The sequence below is a fragment of the Corynebacterium jeikeium genome, assembly GCA_003955985.1.
In the GTDB taxonomy this organism is placed as follows: Bacteria; Actinomycetota; Actinomycetes; order Mycobacteriales; family Mycobacteriaceae; genus Corynebacterium; species Corynebacterium jeikeium_D.
On sequence record CP033784.1, the window covers coordinates 960,728 to 982,659 of the forward strand.

Consider the following 21,932-nt stretch of genomic DNA (forward strand, 5'->3'; position numbering starts at 1 on the left):
TCATGCGTTTTCACGACATCGAATTACACAATGTACGTGCGATTGATTCACTCTCAATCACAGGGCTCGCCGAGCGTGGCGTGGTAGTGATTTCCGGTGAAAACGAGTCAGGTAAGACGACAATTGCCAAAGCTATTCACGTTGCGCTGACGACAAAATGGAAGTCCAGGTCAAGCGAAGCGCTTAGTCTGAACAGTCACTCCAGCCAGGAAAAGCCGCAGGTTAAGCTCCGGCTGGAGCTTGACGGCTACGAATTTACGCTGGACAAGGTCTTTGGTAGCACCAAGGACACCGGCACAATCGTCACCGTCCACTCTCCGACAGCCGAGGTTCTTAAAGATGACCAGGCGGAAGAGTGGCTGGCCGCCCGAATGCACAATGCGGACACCAAGAACCTGTGGCAGGTTTTCGTTGCTGAACAGGGACAAGCGCAAAAGACACTCTCCTTGGGCGGGTATGCGCAGGTCACAAGCGCACTGCAGTCGGCATCGGGGCAGCGCGCGGAAACCGCAGAAGAGGTAGGTCTGTTTGAAGCCGTTGAAGCTGAATACGGCAACTATTTCCAAAAAAATGGCAAAGAGCGCAAGCAGCTTACCGACGTAGACAAGGAGCTGGCGGAAGCCCAGCGGGTGCGCGACGAAGCGGCGAAAAAGGTCCGGGAATTCGAAGCGCTCAATGAGGAAGCTGCTCGTAATGAAGAAAGCCAACACACGCAGCGGGCATCGTTGCCAGAAGCCAAAAACGAAGTCGAGCATTGGGCGCAGGCGCTCGAAGAACTCGAAAAGTTCAGGGTTGCCGTGTCCCAGGCACAGGAGGTCTCTGCAGCGGCGAAGCAGCAGCTCGACTTAGCTAAACAGGCTCAGCAAGAGCGCGAAACCTTCATTCAGCAGGCACAAGATGCCAGGGATCAGCATTCCGCCACAGAGAAGAAAGTTGCTGAACTTAAGGAAGCGTTCGATAAGGAGGTCGCAGCTTTAAAGAAGGCACAGGAAGATCGCGATGCGGTTGTGACCGCGTACCGCGAAGTTCGAAAAGCAGAAGAGCTGGCTGCAGCTGAAGTCGCATTGGGGGAGAAGCGCGGCTTGGTTGAAGCCTTGTCGAATCGAGTGGAGAAGCTCGATGCGCTCCGCGCGCAATTGGCAGAGCAAAAGGAGGTAATTGCTCGGAATTCCGTTACCGAGGAGGTAATGGAAAAACTGTTGACCTGCGAACGCGAAGTTGCAACAGCCACCGCTGTGCTGGAGGCGTCGAGCCCGAGTGTGCAGCTCTCGGCTAGTAGTGCGCAGGAGGTCACAGTCGACGGCGAGAAAGTGGGGCTAGCTCCGGAGGCTGAGACAGTTCAACGTGCGGTTACTAAGCCGTTGGCCATCGAAGTTGGCGACGTCACGGTTGCTATCCAGCCCGGAGACGGCTCAGATTCGCAGCAGCGCAAGCTAGAAAAAGCAGAGATATCGCTCAAGGAACAGCTTGAGGCGGCAGGCGCTGATTCTGTCGCGGAAGCACAAAAGGCATACGCACGACGTCGTGAAGCGGAAAAAGCAAAATTCCAGGTGGAGACATCCATAACTGCGGTGTCCGACGGTGTGGAGTATCACCAGCTCAACGCAGAGCTGGACGATGCGAAGGAAGAAGCACGAGTACAGGGCGAGCGGTATCGGGTACTTGCGGGCGAGGATGCGCCGACGGAGATTGACTTGGTAGCGGCGAAGGCGCGGTTGGAAGAAGCTGCAGCGGGGCGTAGGGATGCCGAGTCGAAGCGTGACAATGCCGATATGCGCTTGTCGAAGCTGGAAAAGCGTCCTGCACACGCCAACTATACGAAGGCCAGCAGCGAGCTTGAAGGGGCTCGGTCCGTCCTGAAGGTCCGCGAAGATTCGCTCACGACGGCGCGAGAAAAAGCCTCGGATGCCGAGATCTTTGCTGCGGTGGAAAACCGAGGCAAGGACTATGAGGCGGCAGAAGAGCAGCTGGCTACGGCTCTGAAAGAGCTGGCGCAGCGGGATGCCGACGACGTGGAAGCATCGCTCGCGGGCGCTAAGCAGCGACGGGATGCAGTTGAGAATCGCCTGGCTGAGCTGGAAAAGCGCCGGCAAGAGATTCGGGTGCACTTGGACTATTTCGACAGCGCGAATGAGAAGCTGGCAGCTGCTGAGGGGGTAGTGGAGCGAACACAGCGAGATCGGGACTCGATGCGTCGCCGTGCAGCCGCCGCCAAGACTCTTATGGAGGTAATGACACAGGCACGCGCGGCATCGCGGAATGCGCTGGCTGACCCCTTGCTCCGCAAGCTCGAAGAGTACGGCGGCGGTGTGTTCGGTGCGGGAACCCAGTTCACGATGAATGAGGACTTGCAGATTGAGTCACGGTCCAATGCCGATGGCAAGTTCGATGTCGATGAGCTATCTGGTGGAGCGCAGGAGCAGCTGGACATTCTGCTGCGCTTGGCCGTTGCCGGTGTCATGGAGGGCGGGCAAGGCGCTCCGGTGATTATTGATGATGCATTAGGTTATTCAGACGAACACCGTTTGCGGCGGATGAATAATGCTCTTGCCAAAGCGGGGCGCGATATGCAGGTATTAGTCCTGACGTGCGATGAAGCCCGGTTTGATCGTGTGACGGGAGCGGAGTTTATGAAAATTCAGGATTTGGTTTCAAGATAGTAGGCTCTGTACATATGCAAGATGTTCCGTGGTTAAGTGATGAAGAGCAGCGGTTATGGCGCTCAATTCTGAACGCTAAACGGGCCGTTGACAGGTCAATCGACCTTCAGCTGCAAGATTCTCTCGATATTTCCACTGCAGATTTTTCGGTTCTGGTTGTTCTCTCCGAGGCTGAAGACAATGTAGTGCGCATGCGCACCCTGTGCGAATCCCTGGAATGGGACCGCAGCCGAATGTCGCATCAAATTACTCGCATGGAGCGACGCGGGCTAGTAACTAAGGAACGCTGCGCCTGCGATAACCGTGGTATTGATGTCACGCTTACTGAACACGGTCGAACCGTGATTGAGAAGGCGGCGCCGAACCATGTGAAGCTTGTGCGCCATGTTTTGTTTGATGTGCTCGGTGAGAATATCGACTATCAGGGGATTTCCGCTGTGCTCGATAAGATTGCAGAGACCGCCAATGCTACGGTCACCGATTCAGTCGACGGAAAAGCAGAGTAGCCAGAAGTTTTTTGTGAGTGTTTTCTCATTTGTCTCCGCTACGAGGCTCTCACCATTAGCCTAGAGCAGTATGAACTCATTTGAATGGCTGAGTGATGATGAACAGCTCTTTTGGCAGTCGATGGTAGCTGCTTTTCGCGAGGTAGAGCGCAATATCGAGCGAAGCCTACGCACTCGAACCGGGCTGACGTTCGCGGACTTTACCCTGCTCATCGCTCTGCATGAGGTAGAGGATGGGATTCTGCATGTTGACAAGATTTGTGATCGACTGAAGTGGAACCATCCCCGCGCGCTGCTGCATACCAACAGGTTGGAAAAGCGCGGATTTATTCACACCGAAGACCACGGCGAAGACCCGGACTCGGATTATGTCGTCGTCTTAACAGGCGTTGGTCGGCACGTGTTTGCCGAGGCGGCGCCGGATTATGTAGACACTGTTCGCCAGGAAGTAATTTCACCACTTGCTAATGAAGACCGCGAAGTGATGCTGAGGTGCTTCCAGTCGGTTCTCGAAAGGAAGTAAGACTTCCACGCCCTGCTAGTAAAACAACCACTAGCAGGGCGCTTTTTTCTCTACGTTTCAAGCTGTAAGGTAAGGCGTGCCTAAAGCAAAGGGGTGACTGTTCACTTCTCTTTGTGCACCCTAAGTACCAAAAATTACGCAGAAATAAACAAGGCAGAAACTGAAACGCATGAGAGTCAATATTTTCGCCAAGGCTAAAACCGCGCCAAAGACCAAAACTCTGGCCGCAATCGGGTGTGCAGCGCTGAGCTTCGTCGCTACAGCATGCGGTGCGGACGCAGAGTCGAACGAGGCTGCCGACAACAAAGGAGAACTCACTGTCACTGATGTCGCAGGTCGCACTGTGACCTTCGACAAGCAGCCAGAACGAGTCGTGCTCGGTGAAGGCCGCGCCATGTTTGTCACCGCGATGCTTGACCAAGAAAACCCGGGTGACCACGTTGTCGCCATGGGCAGCGATTTGCATTCGGGCGCACCGTCGTTTGAAACCAAGCTTTTCGAGACGAACCCCGAGCTGAAAGACATGCCGACCATCGGCAATATCGCCAAGGGCGATGTCACAGTTGAAAACCTCATCTCCCACGACCCAGACGTGGTCGTCATGACCCTTGACCACAAGAAGGCCGCGGAGCAGTCCGGTTTCCTCACCAAGCTCGATCAGGCAGGTCTGAAGTACGTATTCACCGACTTCCGGCAAAAGCCCCTGGAGAATACCGCCAAGTCCGTCGAGCTCCTCGGCCAGATCGTCGATGAGCAGGACAATGCCAAGAAGTTCACCGACTTCTACACAAAGCGCGTCAACGAGATCACCGAACGTGCCGCCAAGCTCGAAGACAAGCCAAAGACCTTCGTCTGGCGAGCAGCCGGTCTCAAGGATTGCTGCTCGACCGTCAACAAGTCCAACCTCGGTGACCTTGTCACAGCAGCCGGCGGTGAGAACCTCGGAGACAGCCTCCTCGACACCGAATCGGGCGACGTGACCGCAGAGAAGGTCCTGTCCGTCCAGCCGGAGAAGATCATCGCCACCGGTGGTTCTTGGGCGCTCGATCCGAAGAAGCCGGAAGTGCTGCCACACGTCGAACTCGGCTACACCGCCACCCCAGAGACCGCACAGCGCACTCTGGAAGGCCTGCTGAAGACTCCGGGTTTTGACACCCTGACCGCGCCGAAGAAGGGGGATCTGTACGCCGCCTTCCACCAGTTCTACGACTCGCCGTACAACGTCTTCGCGCTCGAGCAATTCGCCAAGTGGATTCACCCAGAGGAGTTCGCTGACCTCGACCCGGTCGCTGACTTCGCCAAGTTCCACAAGGACTACCTGCCCTTCGAACTCAGCGGCACCTTCTTCACCGCGCTGGAGCCGACCAAGTAACCCATCTTCCACCATCGAAGAAGGAATCCGATGACTTACACCAATCTGCACGCTCCCGCGTCAGGGCTTGACGACGAACCCCGCGAGTCCACCTCCACCAACGGCAGTGGAGGTCAAGAGTCGCAGCCCGCCACCGAACAGCACGAGTGTCCGTCGTCAAGCACGACCTACGACTCTGCGCGACAGTACCGACGACGCTCGGCACGGAAAATCGCCATCATTGCGGTGCTGGTGGGGCTGGCCGTGTGCGCGTTTGTGGTGGCGACGATTGTGGGGCCGATGGCACTGAGCGTGGGGGACGTCGTCCGTGGCATCGTGAGCCCGAATGATGTGGACGAAACCACTCGTACGGTGCTGTGGAAGCTGCGTCTGCCTGCATCGGTGATGGCAGTGCTGATTGGTGCAGCGCTGTCGCTTGCCGGTGCACAGATGCAGACAATCCTCGATAACCCTCTGGCGGAGCCGTTTACGCTCGGTATCTCGGCTGCAGCGGCGTTCGGTGGGGCGGCATCGATTGTGCTGGGCTGGGTGATTATTCCGCATGCGCAGTTCAACCTGGCGGCCGTGGCCTGGGTATCATCCGTCGTCGCTGTGGCGATTGTGGCGGCGGCGTCGGTATGGCGCGGCTCGGGTAAGGAATCGATGATTCTGCTCGGCATTGGTCTGGTGTTTCTATTCCAAGCGCTGTTGGCGCTGTTGCAATACCGCGCGACTACCGAGGCGCTCCAGCAGATTGTGTTCTGGACGATGGGCTCGCTACAGCGCGCGAACTGGGTGGCCAACGGTATCATTGCGGCGGCGCTGCTAATCGCTATTCCGTTCACTATCCGCTATGCGTGGGCGCTGACGGTGTTGCGGCTTGGCGATGCCCGCGCAAAAGCCGTGGGCATCAATGTGGATAGGCTGCGCATTGCGACGCTGATTGTAGCCTCGCTGCTGGCAGCAACCGCAGTGGCCTTCGCCGGCATCATCGGCTTCATCGGACTGGTCGGCCCACACATTGCACGCATGCTGGTCGGTGAAGAACAGCGCTTCTTTGCCCCGGCATCGATGGCGGCGGGCGCGGCGCTGCTTGCGGCAGCTCATGCGGTATCCATCACGGTGGTGCCGGGTGTGGCAGTGCCGATTGGCATCATTACCGCAATCGTCGGTGTCCCATTCTTTGTCGGCTTGGTTTTTCTGCGTAAGAGGACGGTGTGGAACTAATGGGCGTATTTCTCGATGTCAATGACGTAGCTGCAGGCTATGGCAAGCGAAAGGTGCTGCGCGGGGCGTCAATACGCACGCTGAAGCCAGGTACGGTGACGGGTTTGCTCGGGCCAAACGCTGCGGGCAAGTCCACACTGATGACCACGCTGGCGGGGATTCGAAAGCCCATGTCCGGGGAGATTGTTCTGACCCGTGACAATGAGCGGGTCGTCGGCTCCGAACTGCGCGATGTCGTCGGCTACGTGCCGCAGGATCTGCCGGCTAGCGCCTCGCTGACCGCATTCGAATCGGTACTGGTCTCTGGCCGGCGCGCCGGGCGTCTGCGCGTGCGCGGCTCCGAGATTGAGCACACTGCGGCGGTTCTCCGGAAGGTTGGTATTGAGCACCTTGCCGACCGCTTCGTCGGCGAGCTCTCCGGCGGTCAGCGTCAGCTCGTCGCCGTCGCGCAGATGTTTGTCCGTGATCCCGAGGTCATGCTTCTCGACGAACCCACCTCCGCCCTCGACCTGCGCCACCAGGTGGAACTCCTACAGCTCGTCCGCGCGGAGGTCGCCTCACGGAGCTCCTTGGCGCTCGTCGCAATCCACGATCTCAATCTCGCAGCCCGCTACTGCGATGAGCTTGTCATGCTTCACGACGGCCACGTGGTTGCCCAGGGGAGTCCTGCTGACGTTCTCACACCGGATCTTTTGGCCCGCGTCTATGGAATTCGAGCCCGCGTGCTTAATGATGGAGGCGTTCCTGTGGTGTGTCCTATTGAGGAAGACCAGGTTTCTGAGGCCGCATAGTGCGGATTTGGCTGGGGTGCGGGGCATTTCGCTAATCGCCCCAGCCAAGTGGTAACATCTTTTCTCGTTGCACTTGTTGTGCTTGTGCCACACGCCCCCGTAGCTCAGTGGATAGAGCGCCGGTTTCCGGTACCGAAGGTCGGAGGTTCGACTCCTCTCGGGGGCACGTCTTATCCCTTAAGCGGTTAGGTTCGATTAGATTCGCCTGGTTGCTTGAGGGATTTTTGTTTCGGGTGTACCTGGCGGAAGCGGGCCAATCCGAGTTACTGACTGCGTTTATGACAAAAATGACCCAAAAAATGGCCTGAAAGTGTCATAAACTCACACAGTTTCACATGTGCAGCCCGTCGGGGGATCCCGGTTAATTGACCGGGCGACGAACCGTACCGTCCGGATAGCGGGCAAAGCGCCCCTCTTCAAAGGGTGCAACCGGATCGTTGGAATCAAACCGCCATGCGCCGAACTCGCCACGCTGGTAGGCATCGAATGCCTCAACGAGCTCTTCGCGGCTATTCGCGACAAACGGGCCATGCTGATACACGGGAGCGCCAATTGGTCGGCCTTGGAGGATGAGCGCGAAGGCCCCCTCGTCACCTGCAGAAATGTCCAGTGCCTCGGTTGAGCGCAGCACTGCGCCCTCTTGCACCAGCGTTTCGCCCTCGATAGTGAGCCTGCCGCGTAGAGAGTAGAGAGTCCGAATTGTCTCGGCATAATTGGTTGGTGGCAACGTTAGCTGTGCGCCCGGCTGCAGGCGCAGCACCCACACGGCTACATCGGAATCTGGTGCAGCGGCCCAGGATTCCGGTGGCGGAGCAAGCGGCTGAGTATCGCCGAATGCGCCCGCGATGACCTTTACGTCGTAGCCGTGGCCATTGTCATCAGTGCCGGTGACATGCGGAGTGTCTTCTGCCCAGAACATCTGGAAGTGCGGCTTTGCCTCCTTGCCTTCGGGCGGCAGGTTCAGCCAAATCTGAAACATGTGGTGAGGATTGGGGCCGTCGTTATGCAGAAGCGGGAACATTTCAGCATGCGCAGTGCCTGCGCCGGTGGTCAGCCACTGAGTGTCGCCGTCGCCGTAACGAGCCTGTGCACCTTCGGAGTCGGTGTGGTCGACGTAACCTTCCTCGACAATCGAGATAGTTTCAAAGCCGCGGTGTGGGTGGGAGGGGAAGCCGGGGACGGTTGTGCCGTGGTACATGGACCAGCCGTCCTTGCCGGAAAAGTCCATGCCGATATTACGGCCGAGCAGCGAGGCATCTGGTGTCATGGTTGTGCCCTTGGCCTGCGGGTATAGGTCGTAATGGTGGACCGCGAACAGGAAGGGATCCATGCCGGGGAGCTGTGGGTTGTCGGCTACTGAGAACTTTTGAATGATTGCGCTCATGGAAGGCTCCTTTAGCTAGGTTGTTTCATTTTCCATAACGCATTGTTGTCATGTCAATATTCCGAGGTTTGGTTGAAACCGCTGTGGAGCTTCGATTTGAGGTTTAGCCTGGAATCTATGACGGAAACCGAAGTTGCGCTGAAAAGACCCAAAAGCCCTAGTGCAGTATGGGGACAAGCAGTTATCTATGCTGCCATTTTCGGGTTCTTAATCGGAGTCATTGCATGGGCGGGATTGACAACTAAGTGGATTTTTCCCGGTGTGTTGCTACTAATCGCGGTTCAGTTCGTTTTTGATTACCGCAATAGGGAAGGGGTCTTTGACCCGGACTGGGAGGACAATGCCTTCAAATGGGATAAAAGGGCGCGACAAGGTTGGGCTGCAGTCCTTGCGCTGGTTATTGTGCTGGTAGTTGCATCAAATGTGCCGCGGCACCATGTTGGCGCTACCGCTGCGGTGACAATCGTGGCGGTAGCGGTGATGCTATTCGTGTCAGTCAAAAGGTACTGGCCAGGGCGATAACAGGGAGTATTCGCCCCTACCCAGCAATAATCACAATCAAGGTGCGCGGGCCGTGGACACCTTCGACGCGGGAAAGCTCGATATCCGAGGTCGCAGAAGGCCCGGAAATCATAGTGATTGGAGCCGTGGGGTCAACCTCTCGCAGGCGGGAAATGGCCTCCGGAATGCCAGAGACAATCGTTTCTGCTGGGACGACACAAATATGCTTATCCGGCACCAAGGTCAGGGCTCGGCGCCCGGAGGTAGCGGAGCCGTCCAGGAAAATGGTGCCGGTCTCCGCGCAGGTAACCGCAGAGCTGGTGACAATGGCATCGAGTTCGTCCAGTTCGCGGGCGTTGAAACCGGTATCGACGCGGATTTCGGTCGCCCCTTCAGCAGTCTCGCCAGAGCCAAGCCCCGCAACCCAGTCGCGGTCCAAGCCCTCGGGGATACCAATCAGCGAGGCCCCAACATCCGCAATAGCCTTCTTCACTGCGTCATTGATTTCAGTTGCCGAGCTGCCACAACGGCGCACATCGGCTTTGTAATCGGCGATGCGTTCGTCGGCAAGCGAAACGATGTCCTTGTGGGGCAGCTCCGAGCTTCGTTCATAGTCGCGTGGAACGGAGAAGTGCGCGCCGGGCTCGCCGGTGATAATGCCAACGTCAGAGGCTAAATCGCGGCCCTCAAAGGCAATCTTCTGCGCGTTGCGGATGCGGCCGAGAATGTCGTTTTTGGCGCCAGAGTTGGTCATCGCTAGGACTCCTTTTCGCTTTGGCCATTGATCTTGGTCGGTACCTGATGCGCCGATTCACGCGCCAACTGAGCGGAGAGATCCTCCGAACCCCACAGTGAGCGGAACGGCTTCTTCGGCGGAACCGGGGTATCACGCGCATCCGACCACCCGCTGAGGAAGAGCGGCAGGGCGTGAATCTCGCCGTCCTTCAAACCGAGTACGCGGGCGAGGGAGGCCATCTTTGCGCTCATATTCCAGAGCTTCTGATTGCCCATGATGAACCCGAGCGTGGCAAACAGCTTGCCCTCCACCGGCGGGCGGTGTTCCGTGACCTTACGGTGGCGCAGCTCCAGCAGTGCCGCAGGGATGTCAATTCGCACCGGGCAGACCTCAAAGCAAGCCCCGCACAGCGAAGACGCATAGGGCAGCGAAGCATTCGGATCATCGTAGGAATCCATGCCAGTGAGCTGCGGGGACAAAATCGCACCAATCGGGCCCGGGTAGACCGAACCGTAAGCGTGACCGCCCACGTGCTCATAAACAGGGCAGATATTCAGGCATGCCGAGCAGCGAATGCACTTCAGCGCTTCACGCCCAATCGGATCTGCAAGAGTGGCCGAGCGCCCATTGTCCAGCAACACAATGTGGAAATTCTTCGGGCCGTCGCCGTCGGTCGTTCCCGTCCACAGAGAGGTGTAGGGATTCATACGCTCGCCTGTCGACGACCGTGGCAGTAGCTGCAAGAAGACTTCCAGATCCTGGAAGGTGGGAAGCAGCTTCTCAATACCCATCACCGAAATCAGTGTTTCCGGCAGTGTGAGGCACATACGGCCGTTGCCCTCAGATTCGACGACGGCTACCGTGCCGGTTTCGGCTACACCGAAGTTGGCGCCAGAAATCGCAACCTTGGCCTCCATAAACTGCTCGCGCAGGAACTTACGGGATGCCTCGGCCAGATCGGCCGGATTGGCTTTCAGGTCCGGGTCGACTCCGGGGATTCCATTGAGGAAGATCTCGCGGATATCTTCGCGATTGCGGTGGATAGCAGGAACCAGGATGTGGCTCGGCATGTCGTCGGCAAGCTGAACGATGAGTTCCGCCAGGTCGGTTTCGCGGGCGGTGATGCCGGCGTCGGCAAGTGCTTCGTTCAAGCCGATTTCCTGTGTGGCCATCGACTTAATCTTGACGACCTTTTCTTCACCGGTCTCTTTCACCAAGTCCGTGATGATGCGGTTTGCCTCGGCGGCATCGCGCGCCCAGTGGACGTGACCGCCGGCATTCGTAACTGACTCTTCAAACCGCTCCAGCAGTTCCGGCAGACGCGCCATAACATCGCGCTTGATGTGGCTGCCCGCGAGCCGCAGCTGCTCCCAGTCATTCTTCTCGGCTACGACATGCGCGCGCTTCTGACGAATCGAACGCGTGGCATGACCGACATTTTCGCGCATGCGAGTGTTCTTGAGCTCCTCGTGCGCTGCGGCCGTGAACCCGCGCGTACCGCGCAGATGCCCGACGTTGTGCGGCGCGCGGGGAGGAAGGGCTGGCATGCCGACGTTAATTGCGACCATTACTGTTCACCTCGCAGGGAAGCCTCTTGGCGGTTGTGCACATCAAACGGGGTCTCCTTGGTGGAGGCCAGAATCTCGGCCATATGGATGGCGTGCACGCCAGAGTCCTGGCGACGCAACGCGCCACCGATATTGAGCAAGCAGGAAGCATCGCCAGCGGTGACGAACTCCGCTTCCGTAGCGCGGATATTGGCTGTCTTGTCGGCAACCATTGCAGCGGAGGTCTCCGCATTCTTCACCGAGAAGGTGCCGCCAAAACCGCAGCACTCCGCCGCGCCGGGCAGCTCGCGCAGATCGATTCCATCGACTGCGCTGAGCAGCCGCCACGGACGGTCGCCCACCTTGAGTACCCGCAAGCTGTGGCAGGTGGAGTGGTAGGTCACTGAGTGGGGGAAGTAAGCACCGACGTCAGTCACACCAGCGACATCGGTGATGAACTCGGAGAGATCCAGCGTCTTGTTCGCGCAGGCCTGTGCCGCGTGGACTTGGGCACGGGTACCGTAGCGGCCCGCAATCATCGGATGCTGGTGGCGAACGGCGCCGGCGCAGGAACCGGACGGGGCGACAACGTAATCAATCGAGGAATCTGCAAAAGCATCAGCGTAGGTGTCCAGCTGAGGAAGGACTTCCTTCTGGTACCCGGTGTTGACGTGCATTTGGCCGCAGCAGGTTTGTTGTGGTGGAAAGACCACATCGCATCCTAGGCGCGTGAGAACTCTGGCGGTCGCACTCACTGCATCTGGAAACATCATGTCCCCGATGCAGGTCGCGAAAAGTGCTACTTTCACGGTCGCTCCAAAAAGGGTTGAGGGGTAAGGCAATAATTTCCTACCTGAATGCTACGCCTAGCCCCGGATTAAATCTGTTCTCAACCTGAATTCGGCTGGATCGTGAAAGGGGCGCAGGACAGCCGGAGGCGGTGGCCTGCAGATACCCCTCAAATCAATCTTTTGGTGGCTGATGTTTCCACGACTGCGATTGACCTAATAGGATAGGCAATCGTGAATCCTGCTGATCTTGCTGTACTAGTCCGAAAAGTCACCGTCGAGGTTTTGACTGCCCACGATGCCGATGTCTCTATCGTGCCGGAAAACCCGACCGTCGAGCGTCCGCGTAACCCTGAGCACGGCGACTACGCAACCAATATCGCCATGCAGCTGGGCAAGCGCGTCGGCATGGTGCCGCGTGACTTGGCAACTGAAATTGCCACAGCGCTCGGCGCTTCTGAGGGCATCGATGAAGCAACCATCGCAGGCCCGGGCTTTATTAACATCCGCCTGGCCTCCGATGCCCAGGGCAAGATCGTCGAGGACGTCCTGGCAGCGGGGGAGAAGTGGGGCCATGCCGACTTCAACTCCAACCTCGACGTGAACCTGGAGTTCGTCTCCGCGAATCCGACCGGGCCGATCCACCTGGGCGGTACTCGCTGGGCAGCAGTCGGTGACGCTCTCGGTCGTGTCCTGTCTGCCACCGGTGCCAAGGTCACCCGCGAGTACTACTTCAATGACCACGGTCGCCAGATTGACCGCTTCTCCGACTCCTTGGTTGCAGCCGCTCGCAACGAGCCGACTCCGGAAGATGGCTACGGCGGAGAGTACATCCAGGACATCGCCGCTGCTGTGCTGGAGAAGAACCCGCAGGCACTCGAGGGCTCTGAGGAAGAGGTCCAGGAGCACTTCCGCGCCATCGGCGTGGACATGATGTTCGAGCACATCAAGAAGTCTCTGCACGAGTTCGGCACCGATTTCGACGTTTACTTCCACGAAAACTCGCTGTTCGAGTCCGGTCAGGTGGAAGCAGCTGTCAATTCCCTGAAGGAAAACGGCAAGCTCTACGAAGCTGACGGCGCATGGTGGCTGAAGTCCACCGATTACGGTGACGACAAGGACCGCGTGGTCATCAAGTCCGACGGCGACGCAGCCTACATCGCAGGTGACATCGCCTACGTTAAGAACAAGTTCGACCGCGGCCACAACCTGTGCATCTACATGCTGGGTGCCGATCACCACGGCTACATCGCACGTCTGCGCGCGGCCGCTGCAGCGCTCGGCTACAACGCCGATGGCGTCGAGGTGCTCATCGGTCAGATGGTCAACTTGCTTCGCGACGGCAAGGCTGTCCGGATGTCGAAGCGTGCGGGCACAGTGGTCACCTTGGACGACCTGGTTGAGGCAATCGGCGTCGATGCTGCTCGCTACTCGCTAATCCGTTCCTCTGTGGACTCCAGCCTGGATATCGACCTGGGGCTGTGGGCTTCGCAGTCCAGCGACAACCCGGTCTACTACGTCCAGTACGGCCACGCTCGTTTGTGCTCAATCGGCCGCCGTGCCGAAGAGGCCGGTGTGACCAGCGAAGGCGCTGACTTCTCCCTGCTGGTAGAGGACCGTGAAGGTGAGCTCATCCGCACTATCGGTGAGTTCCCGGCCATCATCAAGTCTGCTGCTGACCTGCGGGAACCACACCGCATTGCCCGTTACTCTGAGCAGCTCGCCGGTGTCTTCCACCGCTTCTACGACACCTGCCAGATTCTGCCAAAGGCAGACGAAGAGGTATCCGAGCTACACCGTGCTCGTCTCGGCCTGGCTGAGGCTACCCGCCAGACGCTGGCCAATGCTCTGCAGCTGCTCGGTGTTACCGCACCTGAGCGCATGTAGTCGAACGCGCCCGTAAAACTACACCCCGTTGCTCCGCCCGGGTAACGGAGAAAGAGAGCTGTTTCGTGCCTATCGACGGCAATGGTTTCGAACTGGGTGGCTACACTCGACCCGATTCCACCCAATTTAATGAACTACCAGCGCATGTCTGGCCAACTACCGCCCGTCGTCGGGGCGATGACGAAGAGAATCCCGGCTCGGTGGAAATTGGTGGCGTGAGCCTGGTCGACATTGCCAAGGAGTTTGGCACTCCGGTTTTTGTCGTCGATGAGCAGGACTTCCGCTCTCGCTGCCGCTCGATGGCCAAGGCCTTCCGCGGCGCGGAGAATGTCCACTACGCATCCAAGGCTTTCCTGTCGAAGACCATTGCCCGCTGGGTAATGGAGGAGGGGCTGCATCTCGATGTCGCCTCGGGCAACGAGATGGCTATCGCTCTGGCGGCGGGTTTCCCAGCCAAGGACATGACCTTCCACGGCAACAACAAGTCCACCGCTGAGCTGCGTGATGCTATCTCCGCTGGCGTGGGCAAGATTGTGCTTGACTCCCGTTCGGAGCTGCGTCGCCTGTCCCAGGTGGCGGCTGAAGCAGGCGTGGTGCAGGACGTGCTCGTTCGCGTGAAGCCCGGTGTGGAAGCGCACACCCACGAGTTCATTGCTACTGCGCATGAAGATCAGAAGTTCGGCTTTTCCCTCGCGTCCGGTTCGGCGCTGGAAGCTGCCAACCTCGTAGAAGAGGACGACAATCTGCGCCTGGTTGGTCTGCACTGCCACATCGGCTCCCAGATTGTCGATTCCGACGGTTTCATTCTCGCCGCCGAGCGCGTGTTCTCACTGGTGGAAAAGCTGGTCGAACGCCACGGCACTGAAATCTCGGAACACTTCAACACCCTCGACCTCGGTGGCGGTTTCGGAATCGCCTACACCGCAGGCGAGCAGCCCCTCGACGTTGCTCCGCTTGCCGACGAGATCCTCACTGCCGTAGACAAGCTTGCGCAGCGTATCGGCATTGCGACTCCGACAGTGGCTGTTGAACCAGGTCGTGCCATCGTTGGCCCGTCCATGGTCACGGTGTACGAAGTGGGCACTTTGAAGGATGTGACCATCGATGACGGCATGACCCGTCGTTACGTATCGGTCGATGGCGGCATGAGCGACAATATTCGTCCGGCGCTTTACGGCTCGAACTATGATGGTCGCGTTGTTAATCGCGAGGTGTCCGGTTCCAGGATTCCCACCCGCGTCGTCGGAAAGCACTGTGAATCGGGAGACATTCTGATTAACGATGCGAACTACCCGAACGACATTGTCGAGGGTGATCTGTTCGCGCTCGCTGCTACTGGGGCATACTGTTACGCAATGGCCAGCCGCTACAACATGCTGACGCGACCACCAGTAGTGTCGGTATGCGATGGTCAAGTGACCCAAATATTAAGACGAGAAACCGTACAAGACTTACTAAGCCTGGAGTGTGAAACGCCACGATGACTGCCGCAACGAATAATCCTGGAAAGGGCGAGGGCCACAAAGTTGGTGTCGCTATTTTAGGTCTTGGCACAGTCGGTACTGAGGTTTACCGCCTGCTCAACGAGAAGGCTGAGGACTTCGAGCGCCGCATCGGCGGACCGGTCGAGGTCGTTGGTATTGCTGTGAGCGACAAGACCAAGCCGCGTCCGAATGTGGATCAGGATCTTCTTACCGACGATGCTTTTTCGCTGGTTCAGCGCGATGACGTTGACCTGGTAGTCGAGGTCATCGGCGGCATTGATTACCCACGTCGCGTTGTGCTGGAGGCACTGCGTGCCGGCAAGTCGGTCGTGACCGCCAACAAGGCACTCGTCGCCGCTCACGGCGAGGAGCTCTCTGAGGCTGCCGATTCCTCGGGTGTCGACCTTTTCTTCGAGGCAGCTGTGGCTGCAGCTATCCCGGTCGTCGGGCCGCTGCGCCGTTCGCTGGCCGGTGACACTGTCAATAAGGTCATGGGTATTGTCAACGGCACTACCAACTTCATCCTTGATGCGATGGACTCCACTGGTGCGGACTACGACGAGATGCTGGCAGAGGCCACCCGCCTGGGTTACGCCGAGGCCGACCCGACTGCAGACGTCGAGGGCCACGATGCCGCTTCCAAGGCAGCTATTCTGGCCAGCCTGGCATTCCACACCCGCGTGACTGCTGATGATGTTCACTGCGAGGGTATTACCGAGATCACCGCTGACGACATCGCAGCCGCCAAGAGCGCAGACTGCACCATTAAGCTGCTGGCTACCTGTGAGCGGGTTACGGACGAAAATGGCAAGGAGTCCATTTCCGCCCGCGTGTACCCAGCGCTGATTCCACGTCGTCACCCGCTGGCAACTGTGCGTGAGTCTTTCAACGCTGTCTTCATTGAGGCCGAGGCCGCTGGTCGCCTGATGTTCTACGGCAACGGCGCTGGTGGTAATCCGACCGCCTCCGCAGTGCTCGGTGACCTCGTTGCAGCTGCTCGCAACATTGTCCACGGTGGTCGCGCACCGGGAGATTCCACCTACGCTAACCTGCCGATTCTCGACTTCGGTGACGTTCGCACCCGCTACCACATCGACCTGCACGTCGACGATCGCGTCGGAGTGCTTGCCGATGTCGCTCGTACCTTCTCTGATCACAACATCTCCCTGCGCACCGTCCGCCAGGAAGAGGGCGCCAACGGCGCTCGCCTGGTCATCGTGACCCACAAGGCACTGGAGAAGGATTTGGAAGCAACGGTCGATGAATTGCGCGCCAACGACGCGGTTTTGGCCGTCAACAACGTCATTCGTATCGAAGGAATGGATATCTAAATGGCACAGGAGCTTTTCCCGGGTCAGAAGGTCACCGTCACGGTTGCAGGTTCGTCAGCGAACTTGGGCCCGGGCTTCGACACCCTGGGGTTGGCAGTTGCGCTCTACGACATCGTCGAGGTCGAGGTCATCGAGTCCGGTGTCGTCGTTGAAATTCACGGCGAGGGCGAAGTCGACCTGCCGCGCAACGAATCTAATCTGGTTTTGCGCGCGATTCGCGCGGGCCTTCGCGCCGCAGGAGTCGAGGCACCGGGGCTGAAGGTTATTTGCCACAACACCATTCCGCAGTCGCGCGGTCTAGGCTCTTCCGCAGCCGCCGCCGTTGCTGGTGTCGCTGCCGCTAACGGTCTGGCGGGCTTCCCGCTTACCGATGACCAGGTAATCCAAGAATCCTCGGTATTCGAAGGCCACCCGGATAACGCTGGCGCATCCGTTCTCGGCGGGGCAGTGGTCAGCTGGACTGACAAGCCTGTCGATGGTCGCACCGCACCTCAGTACCGAGCAGTGAGCATTCCGGTGCATGAGTCCATTCAGGCGACCGCACTCGTACCGGCATTCCACGCCTCCACGAATGCAGTCCGTCAGGTGCTGCCGAGCGATGTTTCGCATGTCGACGCTCGTTTCAATGTCTCCCGTACTGCGGTTATGACCGCAGCGCTGCAGTCCCACCCGGAACTGCTGTGGGAGGGAACGCGAGATCGCCTGCACCAGCCGTACCGCTCCGACGTGCTGCCGGTGACCGCAGAGTGGGTCAACCGCCTGCGCAACCGTGGCTACGCGGCATTCCTCTCGGGTGCTGGTCCGACCTGTATGGTTCTGGGAACTACTGCAGTAGATGAGAAGATCTTGGACGATGCCCGCGAGGCTGGCATCAAGGTCATGGAGCTGGGAATCGGTGAGCCGGTTAAGGTCGTGGTCGACGGCTAAGCCGCAGCTGCGGCCAGGTGCCGGGCCAGTGGCTTAGCCTGCTACCTACTTTTCGCCCGGCCCCTTCAGTTTCACGATGCTGTACTGACCTGCGCTCAAGTGCGAGCGCAGGTCTTTCTTGTCGAACTTGCCCACTGAGGTCTTATCGATTGAGTCCACGAAGGCCCAGTACTCCGGCAGCATCCACTTTGGCAGCTTTGGCCGCAGTTCATCGCGGAGCATTTCAGCGGTCTCCTTGCTCTGTTCAACTTCCGGCATCAGCACCGTAATGGCCAGTGGGCGCTCACCCCACTTTTTATCTGGCATGCCGATAATCGCGCACTCGAGTACCTGTGGGCTTTCCATTACGAAGTTTTCCAGCTGAGCGGAGTAGATCCACTCACCACCGGAACGAATGACATCGCGAGCACGGTCATGAATAGTCAGGTAGCCGTCGTGAGTAATCGAGCCGACATCGCCAGTGCGGAGCCACCCGTCCTCGGTGAACTGTTCGCTAGCCTCGTCGACCTCCGCACCGCGGAAGAAGTGCGCGGTGCCTCCATCTTGAGCCTCCGGAGAGCTGTAGTAGCCTCCGGTGACCGTGTTGCCGCGCACCTGCAGCTCACCCTGGTTGCGGTCATGCAGGTCGAGCACGCGGTCGTTGTCATCAACAATGCGGAACTGCATGATGTCCGGGAAACGTCCTTGGCTGACACGGTAGCGTTCGCGGGCCTCACCGGAGGCGCCGTACGGAGGTCGTGCCACGGTACCGATAGGCGAAGTCTCGGTCATGCCCCAGAAGTGGATGACATCGACACCGTAGCGCTCTTCCCATAGCCGAATCAATGCAGGTGGGACAGGAGAACCGCCCGAGAAAATCTCCTGCAGACTCATGCGCTTCGGAGGATTGCTGAGGTAGTGTGCCATGAGGTTAATCCACAGCGTCGGCACGCCCTGAGCTACGCGCGGCATTGAGGTTTCGATGATTTCTGCCAGACGCGGTGCGGACAGGTCCGCGCCGGGGAAGATTAGCGACGCCCCGCACATGAAGGAGGCCAGCGGCACGCCCCAGGACAGGACGTGATAAATGGGCACACAGCAAAGCCACGGGTTTCCATGCGAGATGGCAAAGGAGTCAGTGGTGCGCATATTCAGGCTGTGCAAGTACAGCGAACGGTGGCTGTAGACGACACCTTTAGGTGCGCCCTCGGTGCCCGTCGAATAGCACATGGCTGCACCGGAGTTTTCATCGAGCTCAGGCCAGTCGAAGCGGCTGGGGCGTCCGTCGATGAGCGATTCGTAGGAGTACCACGGGATACCATCCGGCAGTTGCTCAGCCACGTCAGACAGATCACCGATACCGATAATGATGACAGCGCGGACGCGCGGGCAGTGCGGAAGAACCTCGGCGAGCAGTTCGATCTCGGTCGGGTCCGCGATGATGACCTGGTCATCGGCGTGATTGATAATGTGCACAATCTGATCCGGCATGAGCTGCTTGTTCAGCGGCTGGAATACCGCGCCCATGGAGGCGACGCCGAGGAAGACCTCGAAGTGTTCGGCGCAGTTGTACATCAGGGTAGCGATGCGCTGATCCCCGTCGATGCCGAGCTCATCGCGAAGTGCATGTGCCAGCGCACTAGCGCGTGCGGCGATGGCGGCAAAAGTGGTGGTCTCGGGGCCGTCACTGTTCCAGGAGGTCACCGGAGTCCGACCGTGAATGGTGCGACCGTATTCCACAATCTGAGCGATATTGAGAGGAATATGAGGCATCGTACTGCGCATGAGCTCTACAGTACCGACTCACAGCCCCGCGACCTAGCGAAACGCAGGTGAGAACTAGTGTTGCTACCTGACTATTTGGTGACTATCCTTGGGCAATAGGTCGTTTTCAATACGCGGCTAGATACGTACTTCTTCATGTACTCCGCATGCCGTTGACCTTCGCAGTTGTTCACACAACGCGATGGCGCAACGTGACATTGAAAACACATAAATCAGTAGTGCGACTACATAGTCTTGCGGTGCTGTGGACCTAAAATTTCCTAACCATCTTCAGCCCGGACGCTCGGGTTTGAGATGCGGAAATAATGTAGGCAAGATGCCTCGGTTTAGTTTCAACGTCGAGGTCTTTTGCCTGGCTTTTTCGATAGTTTCCCGTCAGCTGCGGCTACTTTTCCGCACGTGGTAAAGGTTCGACGACGGAGCACACGCGGTGGCGGGCAGTAAGAGCGAAAAAGTGTCAATGACATAGCCCCCTGTAGAGAGTGACTGCAGGGAAGGTCGATGAAAGGACATCCGTGACCGATACGGACACCACTGCCACGGCAGGCGGCCCAGAGAATCTTGCGGCCCTCCGAATGGCAGAACTGCGTGAAATCGCTTCCAGCAAGGGCATTCGCGGCATCTCCGCCATGCGCAAGCATGAGCTGATTGAGGCCATTAAGAATGGTGCCCCGGCTGCTGGTTCCGCTCCAGCTCGGAAATCTCGCGCGAAGAAGGCTGCGGCTGGGGCTGCGGATACCGGCTCCAAGGCGAAGGATGCCAAGGAATCGCCGTCGGAAAGCGCGGATAAGGGTTCCAGTAAGAGCGCCGACAAGAGCGACAAGGGCAACGACAAGCGAGACGACGCCAACGCGGATGGTCGCGAGGAGATGTCCCGTTCTCAGCAGCGTCGAAATCGTCGTAACCGTGCTCGTCAGCGCGAGCAGGAGAATCAGGACGATCGCAGCAACGATAGCCGCGACGATTCCGATAACGGCAACGACCGCGGTGATCGCAACGACAATCGCAACGATCGTAATGATCGTAATGACCGCGGTGATCGCAACGACCGTAATAACCGCAACGATCGCAACAACCACGATCGAGACAACGACGATGAAGGCCGCGGCAACCGCAACAACCGCCGCGGTCGCAACAACAATCGCAATAACGACCGCAATAACCATGACGATGACGGTCGTGGCAACCGTAACCGCCGCAACCGTCGCAATCGCCGCGACCGTCGCGGACGCGATAACAACGGTGGGGGACACGGCGGTCAGGACGAGATCCGCGAGGATGACGTTCTCCAGCCGGTGGCTGGCATCGTCGATGTGCTAGATAACAAGACCGCATTCGTGCGCACGTCCGGATACCTGCCGGGCTCTAACGATGTGCTGGTGTCCGCGCAAATGGTTCGTAAATACGGTCTGCGCAAGGGCGACGCCGTCACTGGTCAGGTCCGCATGCCGCGTGAGAATGGCTCGGGCCAGGTCACTCATGGCAACGGCCGTAATCGCCGCAAGTACAACCCGCTGGTCAAGGTCGAAACTGTAAACGGCATCGATCCGGAGCAGGCAAAGCAGCGGCCGAACTTCGCTAAGCTCACCCCGCTGTACCCGAACCGTCGCCTGCGTCTGGAGACCGAGCAGAAGATCCTCACCACTCGCGTCATCGACCTGATTATGCCGATTGGTAAGGGTCAGCGTGCGCTCATCGTTTCGCCGCCGAAGGCCGGTAAGACCACGATCCTGCAGAACATCGCGAACGCTATCGCGACGAACAACCCCGAGTGCTACATGATGGTCGTGCTTGTCGACGAGCGCCCGGAGGAAGTCACCGACATGCAGCGCAGTGTCCGTGGCGAGGTTATTGCTTCTACCTTCGACCGCCCGCCGTCAGATCACACGGCAGTGGCCGAGTTGGCTATTGAGCGTGCAAAGCGTCTGGTGGAACAGGGGCAGGACGTCGTCGTACTGCTGGACTCCATTACCCGCCTTGGCCGTGCGTACAACAACTCTTCGCCGGCATCGGGACGAATCCTCTCCGGTGGTGTGGACTCCAACGCTCTGTACCCACCGAAGCGCTTCTTGGGTGCTGCCCGAAACATCGAGGAAGGCGGCAGCCTCACCATCATCGCCACCGCGATGGTGGAGACCGGCTCCGCAGGCGATACCGTCATCTTCGAGGAGTTCAAGGGCACCGGTAACGCCGAGCTGAAGCTCGACCGTAAAATCTCCGAGCGCCGCGTGTTCCCGGCAGTGGATGTCAACCCGTCGGGTACTCGTAAGGATGAGCTGCTGCTCAGCACGGAGGAGGCTCGCATTATGCACAAGCTGCGCCGCATCCTCTCCGCGCTGGAGTCGCAGGCTGCTATTGACCTGTTGATTAAGCAGCTGAAGAAGACCCGGAACAATAAGGAATTCCTGATGCAGGTGGCTTCTTCTGCACCAATGGCCGCCGACGTTGATGTGGACGACATGCTTTAGCTGGGGTTAGCCGCAAACCACAGCACCAACCAGCATTTCACCCATCACAATCTGAAG

Annotated in this window: 17 protein-coding genes and 1 tRNA gene; 13 read left to right on the plus strand and 5 right to left on the minus strand. The window is 58.6% G+C overall.

The features are described from left to right. The first annotated feature begins 2 nt into the window (after nt 1-2). The 7 genes from EGX79_04230 to EGX79_04260 all read left to right on the plus strand — a co-directional run bounded on the left by EGX79_04230 (nt 3) and on the right by EGX79_04260 (nt 7,224). A complete protein-coding gene (locus EGX79_04230) occupies nt 3-2,660 on the plus strand; it encodes a hypothetical protein (GenBank protein AYX81461.1) in 2,658 nt (885 codons plus the stop codon). A gap of 14 nt (nt 2,661-2,674) precedes the next feature. After that, a complete protein-coding gene (locus EGX79_04235) occupies nt 2,675-3,166 on the plus strand; it encodes a MarR family transcriptional regulator (GenBank protein AYX81462.1) in 492 nt (163 codons plus the stop codon). A 70-nt stretch (nt 3,167-3,236) separates the two neighbouring features. After that, a complete protein-coding gene (locus tag EGX79_04240) occupies nt 3,237-3,689 on the plus strand; it encodes a MarR family transcriptional regulator (GenBank protein AYX81463.1) in 453 nt (150 codons plus the stop codon). 169 nt (nt 3,690-3,858) lie between these two features. After that, nucleotides 3,859-5,061, plus strand: a complete 1,203-nt coding sequence (locus tag EGX79_04245) for a ferrisiderophore receptor Irp6A (GenBank protein ID AYX81464.1) — start codon at nt 3,859-3,861, stop codon at nt 5,059-5,061. A 30-nt stretch (nt 5,062-5,091) separates the two neighbouring features. Then, nucleotides 5,092-6,267 carry an iron ABC transporter permease gene (locus tag EGX79_04250; protein ID AYX81465.1) on the plus strand — a complete coding sequence of 392 codons (1,176 nt, stop codon included), beginning with the start codon at nt 5,092-5,094 and terminating at the stop codon, nt 6,265-6,267. Then, the gene (locus EGX79_04255; GenBank protein AYX81466.1) at nt 6,267-7,058 is read left to right on the plus strand and encodes an ABC transporter ATP-binding protein; all 792 of its coding nucleotides are present in this window, start codon (nt 6,267-6,269) and stop codon (nt 7,056-7,058) included. Before EGX79_04250 ends, EGX79_04255 begins: the two co-directional genes overlap by 1 nt. A 93-nt stretch (nt 7,059-7,151) precedes the next feature. Further along, nucleotides 7,152-7,224, plus strand: a tRNA-Arg gene (locus EGX79_04260). A gap of 195 nt (nt 7,225-7,419) precedes the next feature. On the opposite strand, the gene EGX79_04265 is transcribed toward EGX79_04260, so the two are convergent. Then, complete coding sequence (locus EGX79_04265) at nt 7,420-8,442, minus strand: pirin family protein (GenBank protein AYX81467.1); 1,023 nt, start codon at nt 8,440-8,442, stop codon at nt 7,420-7,422. 117 nt (nt 8,443-8,559) lie between these two features. Here EGX79_04265 and EGX79_04270 point away from each other — a divergent pair, with 117 nt between their 5' ends. After that, nucleotides 8,560-8,964 carry a hypothetical protein gene (locus EGX79_04270; protein AYX81468.1) on the plus strand — a complete coding sequence of 135 codons (405 nt, stop codon included), beginning with the start codon at nt 8,560-8,562 and terminating at the stop codon, nt 8,962-8,964. Between the two features lie 16 nt (nt 8,965-8,980). Here EGX79_04270 and EGX79_04275 read toward each other — a convergent pair whose 3' ends face one another. The 3 genes from EGX79_04275 to EGX79_04285 are packed head-to-tail and all read right to left on the minus strand — an operon-like array spanning nt 8,981 to nt 12,035. Beyond that, the gene (locus tag EGX79_04275; GenBank protein ID AYX81469.1) at nt 8,981-9,697 is read right to left on the minus strand and encodes a lactate utilization protein C; all 717 of its coding nucleotides are present in this window, start codon (nt 9,695-9,697) and stop codon (nt 8,981-8,983) included. A 2-nt stretch (nt 9,698-9,699) separates the two neighbouring features. After that, complete coding sequence (locus EGX79_04280) at nt 9,700-11,247, minus strand: iron-sulfur cluster-binding protein (GenBank protein ID AYX81470.1); 1,548 nt, start codon at nt 11,245-11,247, stop codon at nt 9,700-9,702. Beyond that, entirely contained in the window at nt 11,247-12,035 is a 789-nt protein-coding gene (locus EGX79_04285; protein AYX81471.1) for a (Fe-S)-binding protein, read from the minus strand. The genes EGX79_04280 and EGX79_04285 overlap by 1 nt, the downstream gene beginning before the upstream one ends. A gap of 213 nt (nt 12,036-12,248) precedes the next feature. Here EGX79_04285 and EGX79_04290 point away from each other — a divergent pair, with 213 nt between their 5' ends. The 4 genes from EGX79_04290 to EGX79_04305 all read left to right on the plus strand — a co-directional run bounded on the left by EGX79_04290 (nt 12,249) and on the right by EGX79_04305 (nt 17,643). Then, nucleotides 12,249-13,901: an arginine--tRNA ligase gene (locus EGX79_04290; GenBank protein AYX81472.1), complete on the plus strand. Its 1,653-nt coding sequence runs from the start codon at nt 12,249-12,251 to the stop codon at nt 13,899-13,901. A gap of 65 nt (nt 13,902-13,966) precedes the next feature. Then, nucleotides 13,967-15,385: a diaminopimelate decarboxylase gene (lysA, locus tag EGX79_04295; protein AYX81473.1), complete on the plus strand. Its 1,419-nt coding sequence runs from the start codon at nt 13,967-13,969 to the stop codon at nt 15,383-15,385. Further along, nucleotides 15,382-16,716, plus strand: coding sequence for a homoserine dehydrogenase (locus tag EGX79_04300; GenBank protein AYX81474.1), 1,335 nt, complete (start codon nt 15,382-15,384; stop codon nt 16,714-16,716). Before lysA ends, EGX79_04300 begins: the two co-directional genes overlap by 4 nt. Then, nucleotides 16,717-17,643 carry a homoserine kinase gene (locus EGX79_04305; protein ID AYX81475.1) on the plus strand — a complete coding sequence of 309 codons (927 nt, stop codon included), beginning with the start codon at nt 16,717-16,719 and terminating at the stop codon, nt 17,641-17,643. A gap of 45 nt (nt 17,644-17,688) precedes the next feature. Here EGX79_04305 and EGX79_04310 read toward each other — a convergent pair whose 3' ends face one another. Beyond that, nucleotides 17,689-19,407, minus strand: a complete 1,719-nt coding sequence (locus EGX79_04310) for a long-chain fatty-acid--CoA ligase (protein AYX81476.1) — start codon at nt 19,405-19,407, stop codon at nt 17,689-17,691. Nucleotides 19,408-19,922: 515 nt separating this feature from the next. On the opposite strand from EGX79_04310, the gene EGX79_04315 reads away from it, so the two are divergent. Further along, nucleotides 19,923-21,875 (plus strand): transcription termination factor Rho, encoded by a 1,953-nt coding sequence (locus tag EGX79_04315; GenBank protein ID AYX81477.1) that lies wholly within the window; start codon nt 19,923-19,925, stop codon nt 21,873-21,875. The last annotated feature ends 57 nt before the right edge of the window (nt 21,876-21,932 follow it).

Coding starts and splice junctions, on each gene's coding strand:
- EGX79_04230 (AYX81461.1), top strand. CDS start 3: ATGCGTTTTCACGACATCGAATTACACAATGTACGTGCGATTGATTCA.
- EGX79_04235 (AYX81462.1), top strand. CDS start 2,675: ATGCAAGATGTTCCGTGGTTAAGTGATGAAGAGCAGCGGTTATGGCGC.
- EGX79_04240 (AYX81463.1), top strand. CDS start 3,237: ATGAACTCATTTGAATGGCTGAGTGATGATGAACAGCTCTTTTGGCAG.
- EGX79_04245 (AYX81464.1), top strand. CDS start 3,859: ATGAGAGTCAATATTTTCGCCAAGGCTAAAACCGCGCCAAAGACCAAA.
- EGX79_04250 (AYX81465.1), top strand. CDS start 5,092: ATGACTTACACCAATCTGCACGCTCCCGCGTCAGGGCTTGACGACGAA.
- EGX79_04255 (AYX81466.1), top strand. CDS start 6,267: ATGGGCGTATTTCTCGATGTCAATGACGTAGCTGCAGGCTATGGCAAG.
- EGX79_04265 (AYX81467.1), bottom strand. CDS start 8,442: ATGAGCGCAATCATTCAAAAGTTCTCAGTAGCCGACAACCCACAGCTC.
- EGX79_04270 (AYX81468.1), top strand. CDS start 8,560: ATGACGGAAACCGAAGTTGCGCTGAAAAGACCCAAAAGCCCTAGTGCA.
- EGX79_04275 (AYX81469.1), bottom strand. CDS start 9,697: ATGACCAACTCTGGCGCCAAAAACGACATTCTCGGCCGCATCCGCAAC.
- EGX79_04280 (AYX81470.1), bottom strand. CDS start 11,247: ATGGTCGCAATTAACGTCGGCATGCCAGCCCTTCCTCCCCGCGCGCCG.
- EGX79_04300 (AYX81474.1), top strand. CDS start 15,382: ATGACTGCCGCAACGAATAATCCTGGAAAGGGCGAGGGCCACAAAGTT.
- EGX79_04305 (AYX81475.1), top strand. CDS start 16,717: ATGGCACAGGAGCTTTTCCCGGGTCAGAAGGTCACCGTCACGGTTGCA.
- EGX79_04310 (AYX81476.1), bottom strand. CDS start 19,407: ATGCGCAGTACGATGCCTCATATTCCTCTCAATATCGCTCAGATTGTG.